At 70.1% G+C, this 24,583-nt stretch carries 23 protein-coding genes; 11 read left to right on the forward strand and 12 right to left on the reverse strand.

Translation table 11 applies throughout. The features are described 5' to 3' along the window. Window positions 1–8 precede the first annotated feature (8 nt). The 6 genes from E1294_RS08435 to E1294_RS08460 are packed head-to-tail and all read left to right on the forward strand — an operon-like array spanning window position 9 to window position 6,869. Window positions 9–1,292: an ABC transporter substrate-binding protein gene (locus E1294_RS08435; protein WP_132506492.1), complete on the forward strand. Its 1,284-nt coding sequence runs from the start codon at window positions 9–11 to the stop codon at window positions 1,290–1,292. Then, the gene (locus tag E1294_RS08440) at window positions 1,276–2,274 is read left to right on the forward strand and encodes a Gfo/Idh/MocA family protein (RefSeq protein ID WP_132506494.1); all 999 of its coding nucleotides are present in this window, start codon (window positions 1,276–1,278) and stop codon (window positions 2,272–2,274) included. Before E1294_RS08435 ends, E1294_RS08440 begins: the two co-directional genes overlap by 17 nt. Then, on the forward strand, window positions 2,274–4,001 hold the full coding sequence (locus tag E1294_RS08445) for a heparinase II/III family protein (RefSeq protein WP_132506496.1): 1,728 nt from the start codon (window positions 2,274–2,276) through the stop codon (window positions 3,999–4,001). The genes E1294_RS08440 and E1294_RS08445 overlap by 1 nt, the downstream gene beginning before the upstream one ends. Beyond that, on the forward strand, window positions 3,998–4,753 hold the full coding sequence (locus E1294_RS52520; protein ID WP_165977169.1) for an amidohydrolase family protein: 756 nt from the start codon (window positions 3,998–4,000) through the stop codon (window positions 4,751–4,753). The genes E1294_RS08445 and E1294_RS52520 overlap by 4 nt, the downstream gene beginning before the upstream one ends. Next, a complete protein-coding gene (locus E1294_RS08455) occupies window positions 4,750–5,550 on the forward strand; it encodes an amidohydrolase family protein (protein ID WP_132506498.1) in 801 nt (266 codons plus the stop codon). The genes E1294_RS52520 and E1294_RS08455 overlap by 4 nt, the downstream gene beginning before the upstream one ends. Window positions 5,551–5,588: 38 nt before the next feature. Beyond that, the gene (locus E1294_RS08460; RefSeq protein WP_132506500.1) at window positions 5,589–6,869 is read left to right on the forward strand and encodes a Fic family protein; all 1,281 of its coding nucleotides are present in this window, start codon (window positions 5,589–5,591) and stop codon (window positions 6,867–6,869) included. Between the two features lie 18 nt (window positions 6,870–6,887). On the opposite strand, the gene E1294_RS08465 is transcribed toward E1294_RS08460, so the two are convergent. Both E1294_RS08465 and E1294_RS08470 read right to left on the reverse strand, forming a co-directional pair. Beyond that, window positions 6,888–7,967 (reverse strand): helix-turn-helix transcriptional regulator, encoded by a 1,080-nt coding sequence (locus E1294_RS08465; RefSeq protein WP_132506502.1) that lies wholly within the window; start codon window positions 7,965–7,967, stop codon window positions 6,888–6,890. Between the two features lie 40 nt (window positions 7,968–8,007). Beyond that, the gene (locus E1294_RS08470) at window positions 8,008–8,883 is read right to left on the reverse strand and encodes a fumarylacetoacetate hydrolase family protein (RefSeq protein WP_246082882.1); all 876 of its coding nucleotides are present in this window, start codon (window positions 8,881–8,883) and stop codon (window positions 8,008–8,010) included. 225 nt (window positions 8,884–9,108) lie between these two features. Between E1294_RS08470 and E1294_RS08475 the strand changes: the two genes are divergently transcribed. After that, on the forward strand, window positions 9,109–10,410 hold the full coding sequence (locus E1294_RS08475) for an aspartate aminotransferase family protein (RefSeq protein WP_132506504.1): 1,302 nt from the start codon (window positions 9,109–9,111) through the stop codon (window positions 10,408–10,410). On the opposite strand, the gene E1294_RS08480 is transcribed toward E1294_RS08475, so the two are convergent. The 5 genes from E1294_RS08480 to purD all read right to left on the reverse strand — a co-directional run bounded on the left by E1294_RS08480 (window position 10,291) and on the right by purD (window position 16,616). Next, complete coding sequence (locus tag E1294_RS08480) at window positions 10,291–11,304, reverse strand: EamA family transporter (RefSeq protein ID WP_165977170.1); 1,014 nt, start codon at window positions 11,302–11,304, stop codon at window positions 10,291–10,293. The genes E1294_RS08475 and E1294_RS08480 overlap by 120 nt on opposite strands. Before the next feature lie 428 nt (window positions 11,305–11,732). Then, window positions 11,733–13,022 (reverse strand): GTP cyclohydrolase IIa, encoded by a 1,290-nt coding sequence (locus E1294_RS08485; RefSeq protein ID WP_132506506.1) that lies wholly within the window; start codon window positions 13,020–13,022, stop codon window positions 11,733–11,735. Between the two features lie 201 nt (window positions 13,023–13,223). Continuing rightward, window positions 13,224–14,489: a UDP-N-acetylglucosamine 1-carboxyvinyltransferase gene (gene murA, locus E1294_RS08490; protein WP_132506508.1), complete on the reverse strand. Its 1,266-nt coding sequence runs from the start codon at window positions 14,487–14,489 to the stop codon at window positions 13,224–13,226. A gap of 79 nt (window positions 14,490–14,568) precedes the next feature. Further along, on the reverse strand, window positions 14,569–15,405 hold the full coding sequence (locus E1294_RS08495; protein ID WP_132506510.1) for a phosphoribosylaminoimidazolesuccinocarboxamide synthase: 837 nt from the start codon (window positions 15,403–15,405) through the stop codon (window positions 14,569–14,571). Further along, window positions 15,402–16,616, reverse strand: a complete 1,215-nt coding sequence (purD, locus tag E1294_RS08500; RefSeq protein WP_132506512.1) for a phosphoribosylamine--glycine ligase — start codon at window positions 16,614–16,616, stop codon at window positions 15,402–15,404. The genes E1294_RS08495 and purD overlap by 4 nt, the downstream gene beginning before the upstream one ends. A 402-nt stretch (window positions 16,617–17,018) precedes the next feature. Here purD and corA point away from each other — a divergent pair, with 402 nt between their 5' ends. After that, window positions 17,019–18,098 (forward strand): magnesium/cobalt transporter CorA, encoded by a 1,080-nt coding sequence (gene corA / locus E1294_RS08505; protein WP_246082883.1) that lies wholly within the window; start codon window positions 17,019–17,021, stop codon window positions 18,096–18,098. Here corA and E1294_RS08510 read toward each other — a convergent pair. Next, window positions 18,095–19,000, reverse strand: coding sequence for a glycerophosphodiester phosphodiesterase family protein (locus tag E1294_RS08510; protein WP_132506514.1), 906 nt, complete (start codon window positions 18,998–19,000; stop codon window positions 18,095–18,097). The genes corA and E1294_RS08510 overlap by 4 nt on opposite strands. A 245-nt stretch (window positions 19,001–19,245) precedes the next feature. Here E1294_RS08510 and E1294_RS08515 point away from each other — a divergent pair, with 245 nt between their 5' ends. After that, window positions 19,246–19,767 carry a GNAT family N-acetyltransferase gene (locus tag E1294_RS08515; protein WP_246082885.1) on the forward strand — a complete coding sequence of 174 codons (522 nt, stop codon included), beginning with the start codon at window positions 19,246–19,248 and terminating at the stop codon, window positions 19,765–19,767. 55 nt (window positions 19,768–19,822) lie between these two features. Here E1294_RS08515 and E1294_RS08520 read toward each other — a convergent pair whose 3' ends face one another. The 3 genes from E1294_RS08520 to fbaA all read right to left on the reverse strand — a co-directional run bounded on the left by E1294_RS08520 (window position 19,823) and on the right by fbaA (window position 22,672). Beyond that, the gene (locus E1294_RS08520) at window positions 19,823–21,106 is read right to left on the reverse strand and encodes an adenylosuccinate synthase (RefSeq protein ID WP_132506518.1); all 1,284 of its coding nucleotides are present in this window, start codon (window positions 21,104–21,106) and stop codon (window positions 19,823–19,825) included. A gap of 98 nt (window positions 21,107–21,204) precedes the next feature. After that, a complete protein-coding gene (locus E1294_RS08525) occupies window positions 21,205–21,615 on the reverse strand; it encodes a DUF3151 domain-containing protein (RefSeq protein ID WP_220447624.1) in 411 nt (136 codons plus the stop codon). A gap of 34 nt (window positions 21,616–21,649) precedes the next feature. Further along, entirely contained in the window at window positions 21,650–22,672 is a 1,023-nt protein-coding gene (gene fbaA / locus E1294_RS08530; protein WP_132506522.1) for a class II fructose-bisphosphate aldolase, read from the reverse strand. A gap of 127 nt (window positions 22,673–22,799) precedes the next feature. On the opposite strand from fbaA, the gene E1294_RS08535 reads away from it, so the two are divergent. Continuing rightward, window positions 22,800–23,501 (forward strand): DedA family protein, encoded by a 702-nt coding sequence (locus tag E1294_RS08535; RefSeq protein ID WP_132506524.1) that lies wholly within the window; start codon window positions 22,800–22,802, stop codon window positions 23,499–23,501. 66 nt (window positions 23,502–23,567) lie between these two features. Next, the gene (locus tag E1294_RS08540; RefSeq protein WP_132506526.1) at window positions 23,568–23,981 is read left to right on the forward strand and encodes a hypothetical protein; all 414 of its coding nucleotides are present in this window, start codon (window positions 23,568–23,570) and stop codon (window positions 23,979–23,981) included. On the opposite strand, the gene pyrE is transcribed toward E1294_RS08540, so the two are convergent. Beyond that, window positions 23,978–24,511 (reverse strand): orotate phosphoribosyltransferase, encoded by a 534-nt coding sequence (pyrE, locus tag E1294_RS08545; protein ID WP_132506528.1) that lies wholly within the window; start codon window positions 24,509–24,511, stop codon window positions 23,978–23,980. The genes E1294_RS08540 and pyrE overlap by 4 nt on opposite strands. Between the last annotated feature and the right edge of the window lie 72 nt (window positions 24,512–24,583).

Raw genomic sequence — 24,583 nt, forward strand, 5'->3', positions numbered from 1 at the left:
TCGCGGAGATGACTCGATGTGCCTTAACGATCGGCGCGCTGGCGCTGTCCCTCTTCACCGCCGGCTGCGTTGCCGGCACGTCGCCCCAGACCGCCGCGGCGCCCGCGGACGACCCGCCCTTCGAGGGCGAGGTCGAGTTCTGGACGATCAACCTGAAGAAGAACTACAGCGACTACATCACCGGCCTGATCGCCCAGTACGAGAAGGAACACCCCAAGGTCAGCATCAAGTGGGTGGACGTCCCCGGCCAGGAGAGCGCGACCAAGCTGCTCGCCGCCGTCGCCAGCGGCGACGTGCCCGACGCGGTCAACGTCAACTCGGTCGAGCTGGGCAGGTTCGTCCCGTCGCTGGAGCCGCTCGACGCCTATTTCGGCCAGAAAGAGCTGGCCGACTTCCAGCCCAACCTGGTCGAGCCGATGCGGATGAACGGCAAGCTCTACGCCGTGCCCTGGTACAACGGCGGCGCCCCCGTGGCGATGTACCGCAAGTCGGTCGTCAGCAAGGCCGGCTTCGACGAGAAGGCGCCGCCCACCTCCTTCGCCGAGGCGCTCGCGCTGGCCGACAAGGTCTACGAGGAGACCGAGGTCAACGGCACCAACGCCATCCCCGACCACACCGCGCTGCGCTATCACGGCGTCACCCTGCTGACGGACGACAAGAAGAAGGCGGCGTTCAACACGCCGGAGGCGCTCGCCGTCCTGGAGATGTTCAAGAAGAGCTACGACAGGCACGGCATCGCGCCCGGGGCCGTCTCCAAGGACATCCGCAACCTGCCGCAGTCGCTGGAGAACGGCCAGGTGGCCTTCAAGCCGATGGCCAACGCCGCCGAACTGCTCAACGTCCAGAAGAACGCCCCCGACGTCTACAAGGACCTCGTCATCACCGAGCCGGTGAAGATGAACACCGGCGGCTACCTGCTGCTCGCGCAGCAGGCCTTCTCCATCCCGAAGGCCTCCACGCACAAGAAGGCCGCCGCCGAGTTCATCAAGTTCTTCACCAACGGCGTCAACCAGCTGGCCTTCTGCAAGATCGTGCCGATCTACCCGTCCACGGTCTCCTCGACCAAGGACGCCTTCTTCACCCAGGCCGCGGGCGACGACCCGATGGCCGTCGCCCGCCAGGTGATCGTCAAGGGGCTGCCCCAGCTGCAGTACATCCCGCTCGGCACCACCAAGGACGCCGAGCTCGCCGAATACCTCATGGAAGAGGTCAGAGCCTTCCTCCAGGGATCCCAGAGCGCCGGGGAAGCACTCGACGCCGCAGAGAAACGATGGAATGACGCACTTGCCTGAACTTCGCATCGGGATCGTCGGCGCCGGCCTGATGGGCCGCGGCCACGCCGAGGTCTTCGCCGCCCACCCCAAAACCGAGATCACCGCGGTCGCCCGCCGGCCGCTCGAGCACGCTCCAGGAGCGACCGTCCACCCCGGCTACCAGGAACTGCTCGACTCCGGCACCGTGGACGCGATCTCCATCACCACCCCCGACCACCTGCACGCCGACGTCATGGTGGCCGCCGCCCGCGCCGGCGTGCACATCCTGGTCGAGAAGCCGTTCACCACCACCGTGGCCGACGCCGACCGCGCCGTCGCCGCGATCCGGTCGGCCGGCGTGGTGGCCATGTGCCTGTTCAACCACCGCTGGGTGCCGGCGTACGCGCAGGCCAAGGACCAGATGCGGGTGATCGGCGAGCCGGTCGTGGGCTACGCGCGCAAGGACGACACGATCTACGTGCCCACCGACATGATCGGCTGGGCCGACCAGACCACCTGCGCCTGGTTCCTGTCCAGCCACGACATCGACCTGATGACCTGGCTGTACGACGACGCGGTCGTCGAGGTGTTCGCCACGGCCAGATACGGCAAGCTGCGCGGCCGGGGCATCGACACCCCCGACGCCATGCAGATCCAGGCCAGGTTCGGCCGGGGCGCGGTCGCCACCTTCGAGTCGGCCTGGATCTACCCCAACACCTTCCCCACCATGGTCGACAGCTACGTCACCGTGGCCGGCGAGACGGGCGTCATCCAGCTCGACCGGCAGAAGGAGAACATCCAGGTGGCCACCGAGGACGGCTACGCCTACCCCAGGAACATGTTGCAGCGGGTCGTGCACGGGGTGCCGGCGGGGGCCTACCGCGACGCCATCCACCACTTCGTGGACTGCGCGCTCGCCGGGACCGAGCCGCTGATCACCGTGGAGAGCTCCCGGCACGTGACCGCGGTCCTGGCGGCCGCGCACGAGTCGGCCCGGACGGGGCAGCCGGTGAAGCTCTGATGGGGCCGGACGTCACGTACGTGGAGAAGCCGCCGCACGTGGACCCGGTGCGGATGCGGCACATCACCGACGAGGACCTGCTCGCCGAGCTGGGCGTGACGACGGTCGCACAGGCCCGGCCGTGGCGGCGGCCCGACCCGGTGTGGCCGGATCCCCTCCCCGAGGACGTGGCGGAGGCGGACCGGCTGATCGGGACAGAGGTGGACTTCCTCGACAAGGGCCACGGCCGGTCCAGACTGTACGGGTTCCACTACCTGAGATGGATGATGCCACTGGTCTCGGCCTACGCGCAGACCGGTGACCCCCGCTACGCCCGCGAGTGGGACCGCTTCTTCCGGCAGTGGTACGCGAGCCGCGACCAGGTCGAAGGCGACTGGCCCGGGCTCGACGTGGTCTGGTACTCCCTCGGGGTGGCCTCCCGGTCGATGCACGTCACCCGGGCGCTGGCGGTCCTCGCCACCGAGCCCGCGCTCAGCGACGCGTGCTGGCTGCAGATGATGAAGACCGTGCTGGGCGGCGCCCGGTGGGCCGCCGAGGAGCACGACGCGTTCCGGCACGGCAACTGGCAGTTCGCCACCGCCTGCGAGCTGCTGCACGTCGCCCGCGTGTTCGCCGACCTCCCCGAGTCGGGGCAGTGGGCCGAGGTGGCCAGGGCGCGCATCCTGGAGCACCTGGAACGGGACGTGCGCGAGGACGGCGGCCACCACGAGCGTTCTCCCGGCTATCACGGCATGTGCCTGGGGGGCGTGCAGCGGGCCGCGTCCGTCGACCCCGACCTGGTGGCACACCCGCGTTTCCGCGCCATGCACGACTGGCTGGTCTCGCTGACGACCTCGGGCGGCTGGGTCCCGCACCTGCAGGACAGCGGCGTGGTCTGGCCCGCCGAGATGGTGCGGACCGGGGAGAGGTTGCTGGGTGAGGCGATCGTGCCCGTCGAGGGCTCGCACGCCCTGGAGGACAGCGCATACACGATCTTCCGCTCCGGCACCCTGCACACCGTGATCAACCACGGCCCGTACATCGGGCACGAGCTGGAGCCGCACAGCCACCACGCGGCGCTCGACTTCGTGGTGTCCGGCTGGGGGGTGCCGCTGGCCTGGGAGGCGGGCGGCCCGCCGTCGTACGACGACCCCGGCTACTACGACTGGTTCCAGGCGACCAGGGGTCACAACACCCTGCTCGTGCCCGGCGAGGAGTACACCGAGGACCGCGGGGCGGCCCGCGACCTGTTCCACGCGGGCGAGCACGTGGACGTCTTCACCGGTCACCACCACGGCTACCGGGCCAGGCACGACCGCCGGATCGTCTTCGTCCGGAGCGAGCCGTCGTACTGGCTGGTCACCGACGCGATCGACGCGGAGGCGATCTGGCTGCTGCACGGAACGTCGCCGTGGACCGAGCACGGCGGCGGCTACGCGAGCAGCCAGGGCCCCGGGCTTCTCGTGGTGCCCGTGGAGCCGCCGGACGAGGTCACCTTCGGCAGCGGGCAGGCCAGGATCCCCGACCCGGAGACCGCCACCGCCCCTCACGGCGAGATCCACTCGCTGGGGTTGCGCCGCCGCGACGGCCGGTTCGCGGTCGCCGTCTTCCCGTTCAGGGACCGACCGCCCGACGTCCAGGTGAGCCCGTCGAGCCCGCCCGTGATCCGCGTGGGCGGCGTGACCGACACGTTCACCGCGCACGGCTGGGCGCGAGACGGGCTCGCCGAGCACTGGGGCGGCCGATGAGCGAGGACCGGCCGGTCCTGATCGACGCGGACGCCATGCTCGGCCGCCATCCGCGTCGTGACGTGGGCGGGGGGACCGTGGCCGAACTGCTCTCCGCGATGGACCGTGTGGGCATCGCCGAGGCCGTGGTCGGCAGCATGACGTCGTGGCTGCACGACCCGGCGCGAGGCAACCGCGAGCTGATCGGCCTGCTCGCCGGGCAGCCCAGGCTCAGCCCGTGCTGGGTGATGTTGCCCGACACGTGCGGTGAGACGGGCGCCGGGTTCGCCGGCGCCGCCGTCGAGGCGGGCGTGGTCGCCGTGCGCGCCTTCCCGCGCGAACACGGCTGGGACCTCGCGGGCGCCGACGCGGCCGCCGTTCTCGGCGCCGTGGAGTCCGTACGGCTGCCGCTGCTCGTGGACGCCGGCCAGACCACCTGGCAGGAGGTGGAGGCGCTCGCGCGGGCGCACCCGTGCCTGCGGATCGTCGTGGGCGGCGTGGGCTACCGGAGATTGCGGCAGATCGCCGGCGTTCTGGACAGGACCGGCAACGTGAGCATCGGGCTGGCCGACCTGTCCTCCCACCGCGGGCTCGAATGGCTGGTCTCCCGGTTCGGCGCGGACAGGTTCGTCTTCGGCACCGGAGCGCCCTACCGCGACCCCGCCGAGGCGGTCACCCGGCTGCTCTGGTCGGAGCTCGGGCAGGCCGAGGTCGCGGCAATCGGCGCGGGGAACGTGCACCGGCTGCTGCGGAGGGAGATCAGAGCGGCATGAACGAGCTGACGACGGCTCTGTGGGCGCGTCGCCCGCAGCAGGCGACGAGGATCGTCGACGCGCACGCCCATGCCGGGCCGTACAGCGTGTTCTTCATCCCCGACCACGACCCGGCCGGGATGATCGGGGTGATGGACCGGTGCGGCGTCGCGCACGCGGTGCTCTCCAGCCATCTGGCGATCCAGCTCGACGCCGCCAGGGGCAATGCGGCAACCGCGGAGATCGTGGACCGGGCGCCCGACAGGTTCACCGGCTACCTGACCGTCAACCCGTGGCAGGACCCGGTCGCCGAGCTCGACCGGTGGGGCGGCGACCCGCGCTTCGGCGGGGTCAAGCTCCATCCCGACCTGCACGAATATCCGCTGACCGGCTCGCGTTACGCGCCGGTCTGGGAGTACGCGGAGCTCACCGGGCGGCCGGTGCTCACCCACACCTACTCCGGCTCGCCGTACAACGACCTGCCCCTGGTCGACGAGGTGGCCGGGAGGCACCCGCTGGCCACGATCCTGGCGGGGCACTCGGGGGTCACGCCGCTGGGCATCGACCAGTCGATCGAGGTGGCCGAGCGGCACGAGCGGGTCGTCCTGGAGGTGTGCGGGTCCTTCAACACGGGCGCGGACATCGCCGAGATGGTCCGCAGGCTCGGCGCGCACCGGGTCGTGTACGGGTCGGACTTTCCCTTCATCGATCTGCGTATGTCGCTGGGGCGGATACTGTTCTCAAATCTCAGCGACGACGACAGGGCAGCGGTGCTCGGGGGCACGATCACCGCTCTGCTCGAAAGAACAGGGGCATAGAGGTGGACGGGCTACGATCCAAGATCGCGATTGGTGTGGTGGGACCGCACGATCTGGTCGAGCAGATCGTGCACATCGGCGCGAGCCTGCCCTCGGCGGCGACGTTCCGGCTGGTGGGAGCCCCGCACACGGGAGAGCACGAGACGCGCGAGAAGCTCGCCAAGATAGCGGGCACCATCGACGCGGTCCTGTTCACCGGGCCTCTCCAGCACGACCTGGCCATCGAGGCGGGCGAACTGCCGGTGCCCGCCACGTTCGTGCCGGTGAGCGGGGCCGGCCTCTACTCCAGCCTGCTGCGCGGCACGCTGTCCATGCGGATCGACCCCGCCAGGGTGAGCATCGACTCGATCGCCCGCGCCGACGTGGCCGAGGCCTATCAGGAGATCGGCGTGCCCATGGACGGCGTGCACGTCTCCGAATACCGCCAGCCCGACTCGGTGCGCGACTTCGTCGGCTTCCACGAGCGGCTCTACCGCGAGGGCGCCACCACGGCGGCGCTGACCACGGTCAGGACCGTGGCCCGCAAGCTGGAGGCGGCCAAGGTGCCGGTGCTGCGGATGAAGCCCACCCCGCACACGCTGCGGCTGGCCATCAACACCGCGACGCTGCTGGGCACGGGCAGCCGCCTGGAGGAGTCGCAGATCGCCATCGTGCTGGTCGAGCTCGCGGCCTCGGCCCGCCCGGCCCAGTCCGGGCCCGGCAACTACTGGCAGCAGGAGCTGAAGTTGTCGTTGCACAGGTCGCTGCTCGCCGAGGCCCGGCTGATGGGCGCGACCGTGGCCCCGCGCGAGGAGAACAGCTACGTGATCACGGCCACCGTGGGGGCCCTCTCGCAGGCCACCGACGGGTTCCGGGTGGCGCCGTTCGCCGACCGGGTGCGCGCCGACCTGGGGATGGTCGTCGAGGTGGGCATCGGCCTCGGCAACACCGCCCGCGACGCCGACGCCCACGCCCTCATCGCCGTGGAGCGGGCGCGCGCGGCCGACGCCACCTCCGCCTTCCTGGTCGGCGGTGACGGCACCGCGACCTCGCTGCCCCTGCGGCAGCGGCGCAGGCGGGAGCAGGTGGACGAGCCCATGGCCGACTCCAAGGCGGCCAAGACGCTCGACCGGCTCCTCGAACGGCTGGGCGACGACCCCGAGGCGATGGTGGTCGACGCGGAGAGCGTGGCCGAGGTGCTGGGCGTCGCGCCGCGCAGCGCCCGCCGCGTGTTGCAGAGCCTCGTCGAGGAAGGGCTGGCCTGGGCTCTCCCGCCGGTCAGGTCGTCGCAGGCGGGGCGGCCGCGGCAACCGTACCGGCTGGTGTCGCGCGCCGACTAGCGCGCCCGGGTGAGGGCCTCACAGGGGCAGGGGCCGGTGATTGCGGCGATATTCGCTGGGAGAGCAGCCGACGTGCCGTTTGAACACGCCGCGGAACACCTTCGCGCTCAGATAGCCCGAGCGCGCGGCGACCGTGTCGATCGGCGCGGTGGTGGCGGTGAGCAGGATGCGGGCGTGGCGCAGCCGCAGCCCGGTCAGGTGCCGCAGGAACGTCGTCTTCCGCACGTCGGCGAACAGGTGCGCGATGTAGAACGGGCTGGCGGAGACGGCCTCCGCCACCGTGGTCAGCCGCAGGCGCGGATCGGTGTAGTGCGCCGCCATGTAGCTCTCGGCCGTCGAGAGGATGTCCCGCGCGGCGGGCGGCACCAGCCTCCACAACGTCTCCTCGATCCAGATGCGCAGGTAGGAGCGCTCGTGGATCTGGGTGACCGTCGTGAGCTCTTCGATCGGCAGGCGCGCGAAGGCATCGACCCAGTCGGTGGAGCCGCCCGCGAGCCGGCCCCGGTTGACCACGTCCACCACGAAGAGCAGCTCGCCCATCAGCCAGTTGTGCAGCGTTGTCGGGGACAGGCCGCGCTCCTGGACGCACCTGTCCACCCAGCCCGCCAGCAGCCCGGCCGCGCCGCCCCTGTCGCCGGCCTGGATCCGGCGGGCCAGCTCCGCCTCGATGCGCACCGGCGGCGCCGCGTCGGAGTGCTCCTCCCGCGGCGCCGTGATGACCCTGTCGCCGCCCAGCAGCAGCTTGTAGGAGTTGGTGCGCCGGGCGTCCCGTTCGGTCGCCGTCGTGCTGCCTGGGCCCTGCTGGGGGGTGCCGAGGCTGACGGTCGCGGTGAGGTCGGTGGCGCTGACGATGCGGGCGCGGATCTGCTCGGCCAGCGCGGTCGCCTCGCCCATCAGCGTGTCGGGGTCGTCGCCGCTCAGCCTGACCAGCCACTCGTCGGGAGGCAGCGGCTCGCAGGACGCCGGTCGTCGTGCCGCCACCGCGCGGACCGCGCGATCGGCCCGGTCGAGTTGCCGGCGGGCCCACTCCCGGCCGTGGGCCCGCGTCGAGGCGACGTAGTCGTCGAGGTCGATGAGGGCGCCGACCGTGAAGTCCATGCCTTCAAGGGTACGAGTAAGGTGCGCCGATATCTATGGTTTAGGCGGACCGAAAGTCGACACGGTTGATCAGGGTGCCCACGCCCCGCACCGTGGCCCGCATGACGTCTCCGTCCTTGAGCGGGGCGATCCCGGCGATGGTACCGGTGGCGATGAGGTCGCCGGGAAGCAGCGTCATCCCGTCCGACAGGTCGGCGATCAGCTCGGGGATCCCGAACACCATCTGCTTGGTGTTCGCCCGCTGCCGCACCTCCCCGTCGACCTCCAGCGTCAGCTCCAGGGTCTGCGGGTCGGGCACCTCGTCCACGGTGGCGAGGTACGGCCCGGCGGGGGCGAACGTGTCGAACCCCTTGGACTGGTCCCACGGAGCGTTGCGGGCGATGTTGGCCAGTTGGAGGTCGCGGGCCGTCATGTCGTTGATCACGGTGTATCCGGCAACGGCCTCCCGCCAGCGCTCGGCGGGCAGGTCGCGGACCGTCGAGCCGATCACGACCGCCAGCTCGACCTCGTGCTCCAGGTGCTTCGTGCGGGCGGGAGCGGTCACCGGGCGGTTGTGGCCCGTCAGCGCGGACGGCGGCTTGAAGAACAGCACCGGCTCGGGCGGCACCTCCAGCCCGCTCTCCTCGGCGTGGGCGGCGTAGTTCAGCGCCAGGCAGCAGATCTTGGTGCAGGTCGCCACCGGCGGCTCGAACACCACCGACGACTCGTCGAGCAACGCCGGAGCGCCGGCCCAGAGCCGGTTCACCTCGTCGGTGAGCCGATCGAGCCCGTGACGATTGAGCCCGTGACGACTGAGCAGGGCCACCGGATCGTCACCTGCGCGCAGCCCGGCCAGGCTGAGGAGTTCGCCACCCTCGCGCCAGGCCACCAGTTCGACTTGCTCGGCGGGAGACCGCCGGATACGCCCGAGAAACACGGCTATTCCTTCCTGGAGGTCGCTTCCACTCACAGGAAACCTGCTCATCGGACTGCCGCACCGATGTCTTCCCTGGTCAGGCCGTGGCGGCAGCCCATTCAGCAGGTTTCCCCGGGAAGCTCACCAGGTGCGTCGCCGGCGTCACAAGGGCCCGTCCTTGCGATGCCGCCCCCCTTGTTGCTCTCCTCCTTGTCGGCGGGCGGCGCCGCGGCCTTTGATGGTCCCATGAGCAGGACCTTGCACGTCAGCCGTGACCTCCATGCCGCCGGCCGGCACTACCTGGCCGGTGGCGTCTCCAGCGACGCTCGCCGGGTGGCCGGTGTCCCCCTCTACGTGGACCGTGCCCAGGGCGCGCGCCTGTGGGACGTGGACGGCAACTCCTACGTCGACTACGTGCTCGGCCAGGGGCCCGCGCTGCTCGGCCACTGCCCGCCGGCGGTCGTCGAGGCCATCGCGGCCCAGGCGGCCCGCGGCATGGTCTACTCGGCCCAGCACGCCGCAGAGGTGCGCGTGGCCGAGCGGATCTGCGCCATGGTGCCCTCAGCCGAACGGGTCAGGTTCAACACCGTCGGGTCGGAGGCCGTCCACGGCGCCCTCAGGCTGGCCCGCGGCTACACCGGCCGGTCCAAGATCCTCAAGTTCGAGGGCCACTACCACGGCTGGCTCGACCCCGTTCTCTACAGCGTGCACCCCGCGGTGGACGCGGCCGGGCCGCCCGGCGCCCCCGTGGCGGTTCCGGGTACGGCGGGACAACAGCCGGGGCACGCGGACGACCTGATCATCTGCCCCTGGAACGACCTGGAGACCCTGGCCGGCCTGATGGAACGGCACTTGGGGCAGATCGCCGCCGTCATCGCCGAGCCGATCCTGTGCAACACCGGGGCGATCAGCCCGGACCCCGGCTACCTGGAAGGCGTGCGGCGGTTGTGCGACGAGCACGGCACCCTGCTGATCTTCGACGAGATCATCACCGGCTTCCGGCTCGCGCCGGGAGGCGCCCAGGAACACCTCGGGGTCACTCCCGACCTGTCGGTGTTCGGCAAGGCCATGGCCGCGGGCATGCAGGTGTCGGCGCTGACCGGCCGGGCGGCCGTCATGGACCACATCTCGACGGGCAAGGTGGCCCACGCGGGGACGTTCAACTCCCAGCCGGTCGGCATCGCCGCCGCCGAGGCGACGCTGCGCATCCTCGACGAGCGGCGCGAGGAGATCTACGGCACGTTGTTCGAGCGCGGCACGGCGCTGATGGAGGGCCTGCGGTCGGCCGCGGCCGACGCGGGCGTGCCGATGCTCGTGGACGGCCCCGGCCCGGTGTTCCAGACGTACTTCACCGACGCGGCCGCCGTGCGGGACTACCGGGACTTCGCCGCCACCGACCGGGCCAAGATGGCCAGGCTGCACGCCGCGCTACTCGACAGGGGAGTCAACATGGTTCCGCGCGGCCTGTGGTTCATGTCCACGGCGCACACCGCGGCGGACGTCGCCACCACGGTCGACGCGTTCGCCGGCGCCCTGCGGGACCTTTGAGGTGCGTTCGGTCGAGATGACCAGCGCGACGCCGACCAGGATGATCACGCCGCCCACGAGGATCCGCGGGGTGATCGGCTCGCTCAGCACCAGCGCGCCCAGGACCACCGCCACGGCGGGGTTGACGTAGGCGTACGTGGACACGAGCGAGATGGGGGCGTTGCCGAGCAACCACGAGAACGCCGTGAACCCGATCAGCGACCCCACGAGGATGAGGTAGACGAGCGCGATCCAGGACCTGCCGGTGATCGTCGACGGGTCGAGCCGCTCACCCGTCGCGGTGCCGAGCACCGCCAGGCCGAGGCCGCCCGCGAGCATCTCGATCGTGCTCGTCGCGAACGAGTTGGCCGGCATCGTGACGCGGCCCGACAGGAACGTGCCCACGGCCCACAACAACGAGGCGATCAGCACCACCGCGATTCCCGTGGCGGCCGCGCCTTCGTTGCCGGTGAGCGAGAGCGCCGCCACCCCGGCGAGGCCCACCAGCACGCCTGCCATCGTGGCCACCCTGGGCCGGTCACGCACCACGAACCTGAAGGCGACGAGCCACAGCGGAACCGACGCCACGAGCAGCGCCGCCAGCCCGGTGGAGATGTACTGCTCCGCCACGGACAGCATGCCGTTGCCCAGGGTGAGCAGCAGGACACCCACCAGCGAGGCGCTGATGAGCTGCCGCCTGGTCATCCTGAACGCCCGCCTGCCGGACGTGAGGAGCAGGAACCCGCCGAGGAGCACGGCCGCGGCGAGGAACCGCATGGAGGCGCCGAGCAGCGGCGGGATCGACTCGACCACGATGCCGATGCCGAGGTAGGTCGATCCCCACACCACGTAGACGATGGCGAGGGCGCCCCAGACGATGAGCGGGGATCGTTGGTCAGGAGCGTGATGGTTCATGAGTCATGACGGTAGCGGAGGAGGCCGACAGAAACCGCGCGTGAATCGGTCATCTGAGCTGGCCCGATCTCTGCGGTGGCAGGGGGCTCTCACCTGCGCATGCCGGACGAGGGACCATCGAAAGATTGGTGCCCCCGTCCGAATCCCGTCGATCGGGGGCGTCGCAATTCATACCCCCTCTCACGAGGACCAACCGTATTTCCCCAAGTGTCAACCGCTGGTTCGCCAAGTCATGGCCTGACCGGGCAGGCGTGCGGCCACGGGCGGCCCCGCTGCCGGGCAACAAACGGAAGGGGCCCGCCGCCGTCGAAGGGGGGAAGGTGCGGCGGCGGGCCCTGTATCCGGTGGATCAACCCCGGTGAATCAGCCCGGTGGGTCAGCCCGGTGGGTCAGCCCGGTGGGTCGGCCCGGTGGGTCGGCCCGGTGGGTCAACGCGGTCCGAGCTTCTCCACGATCAGCCGGTACAGCTGCCGGGGCCGGCCGGGCTGGGGAGTGCGGTTGGGCGGTAGCGGCCACGCGAGTCCCTCGTCAACCAACGTGCGCAGCAACCGCCGAGCCGTACGGGGTGTCACCCCCAGCATCTTGCCGGCCCCTTCGGCGTCCACGACCGTGTCGCCGCCTTCCAGCTTGGCCGCCAGCCGGGCCAGCACCTCGACCCCTTTGGGTTTGAGTGCGGTGGCTCCGGTCGGCGGCATCCGCGGGGCCGGGATGAGCGCCCGCCCCTCGCGGTCGACCGCGAACCCCTGCGCCTGTTTGCCCGCCTGCGTGCGGGCCAGCGCCGCCCGCGCGTGCGACTCCGCGTCGTGGGTCGTTCGTCCCATGCCCACGCCGACCTCGACCGCCAGCCCCAGCTCGTCCCTGATCCTGGCCGCGAACGGCAACACCCTGAACCCGTCGGTGGCCGCCGCGATCGAGCCTCTGGTCGCCGTGACCAGGTAGCTGTGATCGTCGATGGGCCAGACGGTGGCGTTGATGCGGTTCGCCTCCTGGACCAGCAGCCGGTGCAGCGACAGCCGCAGCTCGTCGCGCCAGTAGCGGGGCGCGGCGCGGCGCACGGGCTCGCGCAGCGTCGGCACCTCCACCAGCACCACGGTCAGTTGCGACTCCTCCAGCCGGTGATGCGCCCCGAGCAGCGCCGCGGTGTGCAGCGCCGTGCGGACCGCGGCGGAGGTCGGCCTGATCCTGATGACCGGTACGCCCGCCGTGTGCAGGCGTTCGGCCACAGAGGGCAGGCACGTCAGCGCTCCCGTGGTCGCGCTCTGCCTGGCCAGGCGTTCGTGGTAGGCCGCGATCGTGCCGGTGGCTCCCGGCTCGTCGCGGCTGTGCACGTCCGTGGCGGGGATGCCGAGGTCGGTGTACGCCTCCTCGACGTCGGCCCGGCTGACCACGTCGATGCTGACCCGTTTGGGGTCCATCCGGGTGTCGAGCGCGGCCTTGGCCAACGCCGCCACCAGTGCTGCTCCGCCGAGTTGCACGTAGGTCGCGGGCATCGTCAGCACACCGGATCGCCTGGCCAGGTCGTAGGGGACCGGGCTGGCGAACAAGCATGCGTCGACACCGGGTCCGAGCCTTGTCACCTTGTCGGGCGCCTCTTGCTCGTCGCGATAGGCGGCCGCCACCAGGCGACATGGCAGCGGTGCCGCGGCGTGACCCATCAGCATGACTCGCTCGACAAGGTCGTGGGGTCCGACCACGCCGATGGTGAGGTCCGGTGTCATGGCGCCCGGGCGTGACACTCGGGGAGTTTCTTCGGCCCTCTCGACCAATGTTCGTCCCATCCTGCCGTCCGTTGCAGTGCTCTCTTTTGGAACGATCGCTCGCGGGGGCCGTAATGTCACGCCCGACTTTTCCGGAAAGCCGTTCAGGTTGACCGCCCGACAAGATGTCCTAGCAGCTCAACGAGGTTTTTCTCACGTTTTTTAGCGTGTGGAAATCTCTCGTGTAATGTCCGCGCCGAGCGCGCGCATTCGAGCGGCGAGATGCGCGTGGCCGCGGTCGATCAGGTAGCCGGAGCCGATCACGGTCTCGCCTTCCGCGGCGAGTCCGGCGAGCACGAGGGCGATCCCGGAGCGCAGATCGTGGGCCGTCACCTCGGTGCCGGTCAGGGGCGTGCGGCCGCGCACGATGGCCCTGCTGCCGTCGACCTCGACGGCGGCGCCCATCTTGTTCAGCTCGCCGGCCAGCGCGAAACGGCCGTCGAAGATGCGCTCGTGAATGTAGCTGGTGCCGTCGGCGAGCGCCGCGACGGTCATCATCGGCGACTGCAGGTCGGTCGCGAACCCGGGGTAGGTGTCGGTGATGATGTTGATCGGCCGTAGCGGGCCCTCGCAGCGCACGTGCAGCACCGCGCCCTGCCGGGCGAACTCGACGCCCATCTGTTCCAGTTTGTAGCGCACCACGCCCAGGTCGAGGCCGGTGCCCACGAGGCTCAGCTCGCCCCCGGTGATCGCCGCGGCCATCGCGAACACGCCCGCGTCGAGCCGGTCGGGCATGACCGTGTGCTCGACGGCGTGGAGCTCGTCGACGCCCTCGACGGTGATGAAGCCGGTGCCGCCGCCGCGGATGCGCGCGCCCATCTTGGTGAGCATGTCGATGACGTCGAGCACCTCGGGCTCGAGCGCGGCGTTTTCGATCACGGTGGTGCCGTTGGCCAGGGAGGCGGCCATGATGAGGTTCTCGGTGCCGGTGTGCGAGGGGGTGTCGAGGTAGAGGGTCGCCCCGGTCAGGCCGGACGCCTTCACGTGGATGACGGTCTCGCCCTCGTCGACGATCGCGCCCAGCCGCTTGTAGCCGAGGTAGTGGAAGTCGAGGTTGCGGCTGCCGAGGTTGCAGCCGCCGACGCCCTCGACGACGGCCTCGCCGAGCCGGTGCAGCAGCGCGGGGGTGAACAACACCGAGCCGCGGAAGCGCCGGGCGATCTCCGCGGGCAGCACCGGGCTGGACAGCCGCGAGGCGTCGATGACGAGCGTGCGCTCGGACTCGTGGAGTTCGACGTACGCGCCGACCGCCTCGGCGAGCTCGATCGCGCGCCGGACGTCTTCGATGATCGGCACGTTGCGCAGGACGGTGCGGCCCTTCGCGGCGAGCAGAGCCGCACCGATCATGGGGAGCACGGCGTTCTTCGCGCCCTGGATGAACGCGGTTCCACGCAGTGCGTTGCCACCGCGCACGCGGTAACGGACCATTTCGTGCGGCTCCTTGAATTCTGGCGGTGAGGCTCGATCGGGCCAACAGTAGTCGGTAACACCACATGACCCAGCCGAATCATCCGCTAAAGGGAGCTCCCGTGATGCGCTCATACGCTTCTAGGTATCGTTCGCGCGTGCGTTCCACGATGGGGTTAGGTAGGCGAGGTGGGGGGCTTCCGGATGCTTTGTCCCATCCGGATTCGGGCGATAGTAGCCAATCGCGTACAAATTGCTTATCGAATGAAGGTTGTGAACGGCCCGGTCGCCAGGCGTCGGCCGGCCAGAAACGCGACGAGTCGGGCGTCAGAACCTCATCGCCCAGGGTGAGCACCCCGTCGGAGTCCCAGCCGAGCTCGATCTTGGTGTCGGCCACGATGATGCCCCGCTCGCGGGCGATCTCGGCGCCGCGCGTGTAGACGGCCAGCGTGACGCGGCGCAGCTCCTCCGCCGTCTCGGCGCCGGTCTCCGCCACGACCTGGTCGTAGGAGATCGGCTCGTCGTGCCGTCCCATCGGCGCCTTGGTGGACGGCGTGAAGATCGGCTCGGGCAGCCGCGACCCGTCCTCCAGCCCTTCGGGCAGGCGAACCCCGGAGACGGTGCCGCCTTCGCGATATTCGGCCAGCCCGCCGCCCGTCAGGTAGCCCCGGGCCACGCACTCGACCTGGACCATCGTCAGCGGCCTGCACACCACGCTGCGGGTCTCATCGCCCTTGGCCACGAAGTGGTTGGGCACGATGTCCTTGAGCTGGTCGAACCACCACAACGACAGCTGCGTGAGGATCGCGCCCTTGTCGGGGATGCCGGGCTCCAGCACGTGGTCGAAGGCCGAGACCCGGTCGGAGGCGACCATCAGCAGCAGGCCGTCCTCCGTCTCGTAGAGGTCGCGCACCTTGCCGGAGTGCACATGCTTCATGGGGCGATGTCCGTCCTGTAGTGGGAGCCGCGCAGCGTGATCCGCCCGGCGAGGTCGTAGGCGTTGCGCCGCGCGCTCTCCTGGTCGGGGCCGTGGCCCACCACGCTGAGCACCCGCCCGCCGCTGGAGACGATCGTGTCGCCCTCGCGCCTGGTGCCGGCGTGGATCACGTAGGCGTTGTCGGACGGCTCCAGCCCCGTGATCACGTCGCCCTTGACCGGGGTGTCGGGATAGTTCTCCGCGGCGATCACCACCGTGACGGCGGAGCCGCCCTTGAACACCGGGTCGAGCCCCAGCTCACCGGTCGCGCTCGCCATCAGCAGCCCGCCCAGCGGCGTCTCCAGCCGGTCGAGCAGCACCTGCGTCTCCGGGTCGCCGAAGCGCGCGTTGAACTCGACCACCTTCGGGCCCTTCGCCGTCAGGGCCAGCCCGACGTAGAGCACCCCCTGGTAGGGCAGCCCGCGCCGCGCCAGCTCCGCGATCGTCGGGTGCACGACCTCCCGCATGGCCTGGTCGGTGAGCCCGTCGGGCGCCCACGGCAGCGGCGTGTAGGCGCCCATGCCGCCGGTGTTGGGGCCCTGGTCGCCGTCGTGGGCCCGCTTGAAGTCCTGGGCGAGCTGCAGCGGGACGGCGGTGCTGCCGTCGCACAACGCGAACAGCGACACCTCGGGCCCGTCGAGGAACTCCTCGATCACCACCCGCTCGCACGACCGGGCGTGGTCGAGCGCCCGCCGCCTGTCGTCGGTGACGACGACGCCCTTGCCCGCCGCCAGCCCGTCGTCCTTGACCACGTAGGGCGGGCCGAACGCGTCGAGCGCGGCCGCGGCCTGCTCCTCGCTCTCGCAGGTCCTCGACCGTGCGGTGGGCACGTCGGCGGCCTGCATGACCTCCTTGGCGAACGCCTTGGAGCCCTCGATCATGGCCGCCTGGCTGGACGGCCCGAAGCACGCGATGCCGGCCTCGCGCACCGCGTCGGACACTCCCGCCACGAGCGGCGCCTCCGGCCCGACGACGACGAGATCGACGCGCAGCCGCGTCGCCAGGTCGGCCACCTGGCCGGGGTCGAGCGGGTCGACCGCGTGGACGGTCGCGACCTGCTCGATGCCCGGGTTGCCCGGAGCGCAGTGGAGCTCGCTGACCTGGGGATCGAGCTTGAGGGAACGGCACAGGGCGTGCTCACGCCCTCCGGAACCAATGACTAGAACGCGCACACGCTCATTGTCGCAGGCCCGCCGCCATGCGCACCCACAGGTCCGACGCGCCGGCCACATGCCGGAATGGACGAGAATCCTTGGTGAGTTCTCCCGGAGACGCGTGCTCTCAGGCGAGTATCGTCAGATTGGTTCACCCGCCTGTGATAAGTTAAGGCGGCTTTGCGGCGTCCTGTGTGATTGGAGGTGGTCCGGGATGAAACCTGGTGATCCCAGCAGTACGTGTTCCTTCACGTGCTCCCCGCGTACCCCCGACCACTCCAATCCGGCAGCCTGATCGTGCCTCCACGCCTGCGTTCTTGATTGAGGTGACTTCTCGTCGCGCGTGGAGCGTGCCAGGTCGGGCGGAAAGGGCCTGCCATGCGCTCGTCCACACTTTTCCGTCGCATCAACCGTCACCCTGTGCGGCAGCACGTCGCGCGCCAGCACGCCGCCCTGGCGGGCGGCGCGGTACGCGACGTCCGTGTCCCGCCCGTTGACTCGGTCGTCGAGTTCGGCGCCTACGTCGGCGGCGAGAAGGTCGCCGCCCCGGCCATCGCCGAGGCGCTCGACCTCGTACGCGAGCACAACAAGAGCGCCGAAGGCGCCAACGCGTTCGTCTGGGTCGGGCTGCACGAGCCCGAGGCGCCCGAGGTGGAGTGGCTGGCCGAGGTGTTCGCACTGCACCCGCTCTCCGTCGAAGACGCGGTCAAGGCCCACCAGCGCCCCAAGATCGAGCGGTATGGCGACTCGCTGTTCATGGTGCTCAAGACCATCGCCTACCTCGATCCCGTCCGGACGTCGGGCAACAACGAGATCATCGCCACCGGCGAGATCATGGTGTTCCTCGGCGCCGACTTCGTGGTCACCGTGCGGCACGGCGAGCACTGCCCGCTCACCGCGGTCCGCGAGCGCCTTGAGGACAAGCCCGCGCTGATGAGCCGCGGCCCGGCCGGCGTCCTGCACGCCATCGCCGACCACGTGGTCGACCAGTACCTTCAGGTGTCCGACCTCATGCAGCTTGAGCTGGAGGAGGTCGAGGCGACCGTGTTCGCCGACGTCAGCTCCCGTGACATCAACCGGATCTACCAGCTCAAGCGCGAGATGCTGGAGATGAAGCGGGCCGTCACCCCGCTGCAGGCCCCGCTGTCGGCGCTGCCCCAGCGCCGCGTCGTCCCGTCGGAGATGCGCGAATACTTCCGCGACGTCGGCGACCACCTGTCGCGGGTGTGCGAGCAGGTGGAGTCGTCCAACGAGTTGTGCAGCTCCATCCTGCAGGCCGCGCTCGCCCGCTCCAACGCGCTGGCCAACGAGGACATGCGCAAGATCTCCTCATGGGTGGCCATCCTCGCGGTGCCCACGATGATCGCCGGCATCTACGGCATGAACTTCGACTTCATGCCGGAGACCGAGCAGGTCTGGGGCTACCCCGCGGTGCTGGCCGTCATGATCACGGCTTGCGTGCTGCTCCATCGCGGCTTCCGCCGCAACGGCTGGCTCTAGACGCCGACCGGCTTGAGCGGGCCCACGGGCTCGGGCAGCTCCAGGCCGCGCTCGCGCCACAACTCCCGCATCCGGTCGGGATAGTCGGTCACGATCCCGGCCACCCCCAGATCCAGCATCCGGCCCGCCAGCGCGGTGTCGTTGACCGTCCACACCGCCACGTCGAGACCGGCCGCCACCGCCTGTGCCATCAGGGTTTCGTCCACCATGGGGTGTTTGGGGGAGAGCGTGGTCGCCCCGGCGTCGCGCGCGGCGGCGGGCAGGTCGTCGCCCAGGTCGTCGTGCCAGTGCAGGGTGTCGGGCTCGATCAGCGCGAACCTGCTCCCGCCCGGGGCGAGCCCGGCGGCATGGCGGATGATCCGCCAGTCGAAGCTGAGGATGGCGACGTTGTCCAGCCGTCCGTGCCGGTCGAGCTCCTCCATGACCAGCTCGGTGAAGGCCTCGGGGTCGGGCGTCAGCTCGGGCCTGGTCGGGTCGGACTTCAGCTCGACGTGCAGGCGTACGCTCTCGGCGTCGTAGGCGTTCACCAGGCCGAGCACCGCACCGAGCGTCGGCATCCGGGTCTCGGGCATCGGCACCTGGGTCAGCGCGAAGGGGTCGTCGGGATGGCGTGGCAGCCGCACGCCCACGTCGAGCGTGCGCAGCTGCGCGAGGGTGAGCGTGTTGATCGGCCTGCCGACATAGGGGAAGAGCGGGTCGCCGGCGCGGATGGGCCGCCTGTCGGCGCTGGTCACGGCGGAGACCGTGAGGTCGTGCGTGAGCACGAGGCGCCGATCGGCGGTGAGCGCGACATCGAGCTCGAGCGCGTGCACGCCCAGCTCCATCGTGCGGCTCATCCCCGGCAGGGTGTTCTCCGGCCAGAGGCCGCGAGCACCCCGGTGACCATGAATCTCAACGCGCACAACCCGGACCCTACCTGGCGGGGGGTGCGACTAGACAGTGCCACGCCGTGTCCTTTTTATCCTGCTACGCCCCGGTCGATGACTAGACCTCAGACAATAGGCTGGCTTACATGACGGAGGTTCTCAAAAAGGTCCATTCCGCAACAGTCGGGGCATGGGTGGACGGATGGGTGATCTCCCGCAGAGCCCCTCGGCCAGTACCCGAACCGTGGGGTTGGAGAGTCGACGTCGGCCTCCCCGGACACGTGGCCCGCCACATCGTGTCCGCCCCCACCCCCGAGATCCTCCACCAGCTGACCAGCAGGATCACGACCCCCGGAACCTGGCTCAAACTCTGCGCGCCCGCCGCGGCCGTCGTTCCACACCTCCCGGCCGCCTGGCGCATCCAGGAGCCGGAGTTCATGATGATCGCGACCCGCCTGCCCCGTACGGCCCCGCCCGCGGCCCCCGCAGGTTACACGGCGGCCGTCACGACCAGGGCGGGCGTCACGGTGGCCCGCGTACTGACGAACGCAGGCGAGGTCGCGGCCAGGGGCCAGTTCGCGCCGGCGGGCAGGACGGCCGTCGTGGACCAGGTGGAGACGGCCGCCCGCCACCGCCGCCGCGGCCTCGGCACCGTCATCATGCGGACGCTCGCCTCCGCCGCCGCCTCGGCGGGCGCGCGGCAGGGCGTCCTGGTGGCCACGGCGGAGGGCAGGGCCCTGTACGAAACGCTCGGCTGGACCCTCCACATCCCGATGACGGCCGTGGTCCTGACCGGCCCGTGAACCGGCGGCGTTCCCACCCTGCGGGGGGCGTGCGACCCACCCCCCCGCAAAAGCGCTAGACGAGCGGCCTGACCACGACGGTCTGGTCGCGGCCCGGGCCGACGCCGATCGCGGAGATCGGGGCGCCGCTCATCTCCTCCAGAGCCCTGACGTACGCCTGCGCGTTCGGCGGCAGGTCCTCGAAGACCTTGGCCCCCGTGATGTCCTCCTGCCAGCCGGGGAACTCCTCGTAGATCGGCTTGGCGTGGTGGAAGTCGGTCTGCGTCATGGGGATCTCGTCGTGCCGCACCCCGTCCACGTCGTACGCCACGCACACCGGAACGTGCTCCAGCCCGGACAGGACGTCCAGCTTGGTGAGGAAGTAGTCGGTGATCCCGTTGACGCGGGTGGCGTACCGGGCGATCACCGCGTCGAACCAGCCGCAGCGGCGGTCGCGGCCGGTCGTGACGCCGAACTCGCCGCCGGTCTGGCGCAGCCACTCGCCCATGTCGTCCGTGAGCTCCGTCGGGAACGGCCCGGAGCCGACGCGGGTGGTGTACGCCTTGAGAATCCCGATGATCTTCGTGAGGCGGTTGGGCGGGATGCCGGCCCCCGCGCACGCGCCCCCCGAGGTGGGCGACGACGACGTGACGAACGGGTAGGTGCCGTGGTCGAGGTCGAGCAGCGTGCCCTGCCCGCCCTCCAGCAGCACGAACTTGTCGTCGTCCAGCGCCTTGGAGAGCACCAGCGAGGTGTCGGCGATGTGCGGCTTGAGGCGCTCCGCGTAGGAGAGATATTCGTCCACGACCGCCGCCGGGTCGATCCCGCGCCGGTTGTAGACCTTGGTCAGCACCTGGTTCTTCTCCGTCAGGGCGACCTCGATCTTCTTCGCCAGGATGCCGGGATCGAGCAGGTCCTGGACGCGCACCCCCATGCGGGCGACCTTGTCGCCGTACGCGGGCCCGATGCCGCGCCCCGTGGTGCCGATCCTGGCCTTGCCGAGGTAGCGCTCGGTGACCTTGTCGAGCGCCTTGTGGTGGGGCATGATCAGGTGCGCGTTGGAGGAGATCAGCAGCCGCTCGGCGGAGATGCCCCGCTCGGCCAGCCCGTCGATCTCGCCCAGCAGCACGCCGGGATCGATGACCACGCCGTTGCCGATGACCGGCACCACGTCAGGCGACAAAATCCCCGTGGGTAGCAGGTGCAGCGCGTATTTCTGGTCTCCGATGACCACGGTGTGACCCGCGTTGTTGCCACCCTGATAGCGGACGACGTAGTCGACGTCGCCACCGAGCAGGTCGGTGGCCTTGCCCTTGCCCTCATCGCCCCACTGGGCACCAACGAGTACGGCAGCCGGCATGGTTCAGTCTCCCGAGCACAAAACGAAACCCCTGGCGCAAGCGCGACAGGGGCTCTTGCGTGGAGAGACTACCCGAACGTGGTTATTCGTCCCAAGGGCTAGCTCTGGGTCAGCGCGTCGTAACCCGTTTCCGTGCTGTCCTTGAGGAACTGCAGGCACCGCTCGGCTTCGTCCTTCTCGCCGATCGCCTGAGCGGCCCTGGCCAGCGCGTGGAGGCAGCGCAGGAAGCCGCGGTTGGGCTCGTGCTCCCAAGGAATGGGCCCGTGGCCCTTCCAGCCGCTGCGGCGCAACTGGTCGAGCCCGCGGTGGTAGCCCGTGCGGGCGAAGGCGTACGAGGTGACGGCGTGCCCTTGAGCGAAGGCCTCTTCCGCGAGCGAAGCCCAGGCCGCGGGGAAGGCGGGGAAGCGGGCGGCCACGTCGGAGGCCTTGGCCCCGGATTCGAGCGCCTCCCTGGCCTCGGGCAGGTCCGGCAGGTGAGTGGGGGGCGGCCCGGCGAGAAGGTTATCCATAGGACAAGTCATACCCGCCGGGCCACCGAAGTGGCTAGGAGATCTTCGTCCCACTCGACTTCAGGCTCTGGCACGCCTCCGCGACGCGCGCTGCCATCCCGGCCTCGGCGGCCTTGCCGTAGGAACGCGGGTCGTAGGTCTTCTTGTTGCCCACGTCGCCATCGACCTTGAGCACCCCGTCGTAGTTGCGGAACATGTGGTCCGCGATCGGCCTGGTGAAGGCGTACTGCGTGTCGGTGTCGACGTTCATCTTCACCACGCCGTACGAGATGGCCTCGTGGATCTCCTCGAGCAGCGAGCCGGAGCCGCCGTGGAAGACCAGGTCGAACGGCTTGTCCTTGCCGAACTTCGCGCCGACCGCGTCCTGGATCTCCTTCAGCACGCTCGGCCGCAGCTTGACGTGGCCGGGCTTGTAGACGCCGTGCACGTTGCCGAACGTGGCGGCCAGCATGTAACGGCCCTTGTCGCCGACGCCCACGGCCTCGGCGGTGGCCAGCGCGTCGCCCGCGGTCGTGTAGAGCTTCTCGTTGATCTCGCCGACGACGCCGTCCTCCTCGCCGCCGACGACGCCGATCTCCATCTCCATGATGATCCGCGCCTTGGCGCACTTCTCCAGGAGTTCCTTGGCGATGTCGAGGTTCTCCTCGAGCGGCACGGCCGAGCCGTCCCACATGTGCGACTGGAACAGCGGGTCGAGGCCCTTGGCCACCCGATCCAGCGAGATGTCGATCAGCGGCCGCATGAAGCCGTCGAGCTTGTCCTTCGGGCAGTGGTCGGTGTGCAGCGCCACCGTGACCGGATATTTGGCGGCCACCACCCTGGCGTATTCGGCCAGCGCCGTCGCGCCGGTGACCATGTCCTTCACCGTGGTGCCCGACAGGAAGTCGGCGCCGCCGGTGGAGACCTGCACGATGCCGTCGCTCTCGGCCTCGGCGAAGCCCCGCAAGGCGGCGTTCAGCGTCTGCGATGAGGTCACGTTGATGGCCGGGTAGGCGAATCCGCCGGCCTTCGCCCGGTCGAGCATCTCAGCGTAGACCTCTGGAGTCGCTATAGGCATGATTCATCTCCCTGAGAAGTAAACGGCTTCGCGCGAGCCCAGTATCCCGGCTCCCTACCCCGCGTGGTAGAGACAACGCGACCTCATTGGTCATCTCGCGCCTCTCCGGTACAGGTAGGCTCTCCGGGTGGACTGGCTCTGGAACCTCCTGGACCCGACGTGGTGGCTGACGATTCTCGGCGCTTTCGCCACGGTCGGCGTTCTGGCCATCATCTTCGCCGAAACCGGTTTGCTGCTCGGGTTCTTCCTGCCCGGCGACTCACTGCTGGTGGCCGCGGGAATTTTCAGCTCGGCGGCGGTGGCCCAGGGAATGGGCATCACCCCGCTTTCCCTGCCCGTGCTGCTGATAGGCACGCCGCTGTGCGCGATCGCGGGCGCCCAGCTCGGGCATTTCCTGGGGGCCCGGTTCGGCCGCAGGCTCTTCGACAAGCCGGATTCACGGTTGTTCAAGCGCGAGCACGTGCTCAGGGCCGAGGAGTTCTTCGAGAAGTTCGGCCCCGCGAAGGCGGTGGTGCTGGCGAGATTCGTGCCGATCGTCCGCACGTTCATGAATCCGGTGGCGGGCGTGCTGGAGATGCCGGCCAAACGTTTCCTCGTCTGGAACGTCATCGGCGGCATCGTCTGGACCGAAGGGCTCATCCTGCTCGGCAACGCCCTCGGCAGAGAGGTCGATCCCAAGCAGATCGACAAGTACATCCTGCCCGGCGTCTTCCTCATCGTGCTCATCTCGATCATCCCGATCATCGTCGAAGTGATCAAAAAGCGCAGGGGTGACAACGCCGCCGCCGTCCCCACCGGCAGGCACCGTGTCACCAACGGCCGGCACTAGCCGCGACGGCGGATCATCACGCTGTACGCTCCCCCTGTGGGACGCCACAGGTCAGATCCGATGGGCATGGCCCGATTAGCCCTCACCGTCCTGGCGGCGGGAGCCGTGGTGACACTGCTGGTCATCGGCGGTCGCGCGCTGCTCGTGCCGCCGGGCGGGCAGCCCCCTGAACGCGAGCGCGCCTCCGCTCCGGCCACCGGCCTCGCCACCGCTCCGGCCTCCGACGCCACCGCGCGGGTGCCGACCGTGCGCATCGAGTGCCTGGCGGAGACCTGCCCCGTGGTCACCGTACGCGTGCCGGGCGGTGACGTGCTCCACCACCACGAGATGGCCAGGGGCGAGGAGCTCAACTACTTCGAGCCCGAACTCGACGTGGTGCTCAGCGACGCGGGCACGGTGCGGGTCACGGAGAACGGCAAGCCGCGCGAGCAGGGCGACGCCGGAAAGAGAGAGGCGTTCACCGTCCGGGAGCCCGGCTAGAGCCCCAGGTCGGCGAGCGTGTAAGCGGTGCGATAGTCGAGGCCCTCACCGGTGACACGCTCCCTGGCGCCCCTGTCGACGATCGTCGCCACCGCCACCACCTCGGCCCCGGCCCCCCGCAGCGCCTCCACGGCCGTCAGCGGCGAGGCGCCCGTCGTCGAGGTGTCCTCGACGGCCAGCACGCGGCGCCCCTTCACCTCGGGCCCTTCGATCCTGCGCTGCATGCCGTGCGCCTTCTGCGCCTTGCGCACCACGAACGCGTCGAGCCTGCGCCCGTGCGCCGCCGCCGCGTGCATCATCGCGCTCGCGACCGGGTCGGCTCCCAGCGTGAGCCCGCCCACCGCGTCGTATTCCAGGTCGGCGGTCAGGTCGAGCATCACCCTGCCGACGAGCGGCGCGGCGACCCCGTCGAGCGTGATGCGCCGCAGGTCGAGGTAGAAGTCGGCCTCCTTGCCCGAGGAGAGCGTGACCTTGCCGTGGACGATGGCCTTGCTCTTGATCTCGGCCAGCAGGTTGTCGCGATCCGTCATGCGCCCAAGCTTATGGCCCGCTCGTGATCGCCTCCCCGCACGCGGTTTAGCCATGACAGGTAATGCGGAATG

The organism is Nonomuraea diastatica (assembly GCF_004349015.1).
Classification (GTDB): Bacteria; Actinomycetota; Actinomycetes; order Streptosporangiales; family Streptosporangiaceae; genus Nonomuraea; species Nonomuraea diastatica.

Excerpts from the sequence above, each read along its gene's own strand:
- E1294_RS08435 (WP_132506492.1), top strand. The coding sequence starts at position 9 with ATGACTCGATGTGCCTTAACGATCGGCGCGCTGGCGCTGTCCCTCTTC.
- E1294_RS08440 (WP_132506494.1), top strand. The coding sequence starts at position 1,276 with ATGACGCACTTGCCTGAACTTCGCATCGGGATCGTCGGCGCCGGCCTG.
- E1294_RS08445 (WP_132506496.1), top strand. The coding sequence starts at position 2,274 with ATGGGGCCGGACGTCACGTACGTGGAGAAGCCGCCGCACGTGGACCCG.
- E1294_RS52520 (WP_165977169.1), top strand. The coding sequence starts at position 3,998 with ATGAGCGAGGACCGGCCGGTCCTGATCGACGCGGACGCCATGCTCGGC.
- E1294_RS08455 (WP_132506498.1), top strand. The coding sequence starts at position 4,750 with ATGAACGAGCTGACGACGGCTCTGTGGGCGCGTCGCCCGCAGCAGGCG.
- E1294_RS08465 (WP_132506502.1), bottom strand. The coding sequence starts at position 7,967 with ATGGACTTCACGGTCGGCGCCCTCATCGACCTCGACGACTACGTCGCC.
- E1294_RS08475 (WP_132506504.1), top strand. The coding sequence starts at position 9,109 with ATGAGCAGGACCTTGCACGTCAGCCGTGACCTCCATGCCGCCGGCCGG.
- E1294_RS08480 (WP_165977170.1), bottom strand. The coding sequence starts at position 11,304 with ATGAACCATCACGCTCCTGACCAACGATCCCCGCTCATCGTCTGGGGC.
- E1294_RS08485 (WP_132506506.1), bottom strand. The coding sequence starts at position 13,022 with ATGACACCGGACCTCACCATCGGCGTGGTCGGACCCCACGACCTTGTC.
- murA (WP_132506508.1), bottom strand. The coding sequence starts at position 14,489 with ATGGTCCGTTACCGCGTGCGCGGTGGCAACGCACTGCGTGGAACCGCG.
- E1294_RS08495 (WP_132506510.1), bottom strand. The coding sequence starts at position 15,405 with ATGAAGCATGTGCACTCCGGCAAGGTGCGCGACCTCTACGAGACGGAG.
- E1294_RS08520 (WP_132506518.1), bottom strand. The coding sequence starts at position 21,106 with ATGCCGGCTGCCGTACTCGTTGGTGCCCAGTGGGGCGATGAGGGCAAG.
- E1294_RS08525 (WP_220447624.1), bottom strand. The coding sequence starts at position 21,615 with ATGGATAACCTTCTCGCCGGGCCGCCCCCCACTCACCTGCCGGACCTG.
- fbaA (WP_132506522.1), bottom strand. The coding sequence starts at position 22,672 with ATGCCTATAGCGACTCCAGAGGTCTACGCTGAGATGCTCGACCGGGCG.
- E1294_RS08540 (WP_132506526.1), top strand. The coding sequence starts at position 23,568 with ATGGCCCGATTAGCCCTCACCGTCCTGGCGGCGGGAGCCGTGGTGACA.
- pyrE (WP_132506528.1), bottom strand. The coding sequence starts at position 24,511 with ATGACGGATCGCGACAACCTGCTGGCCGAGATCAAGAGCAAGGCCATC.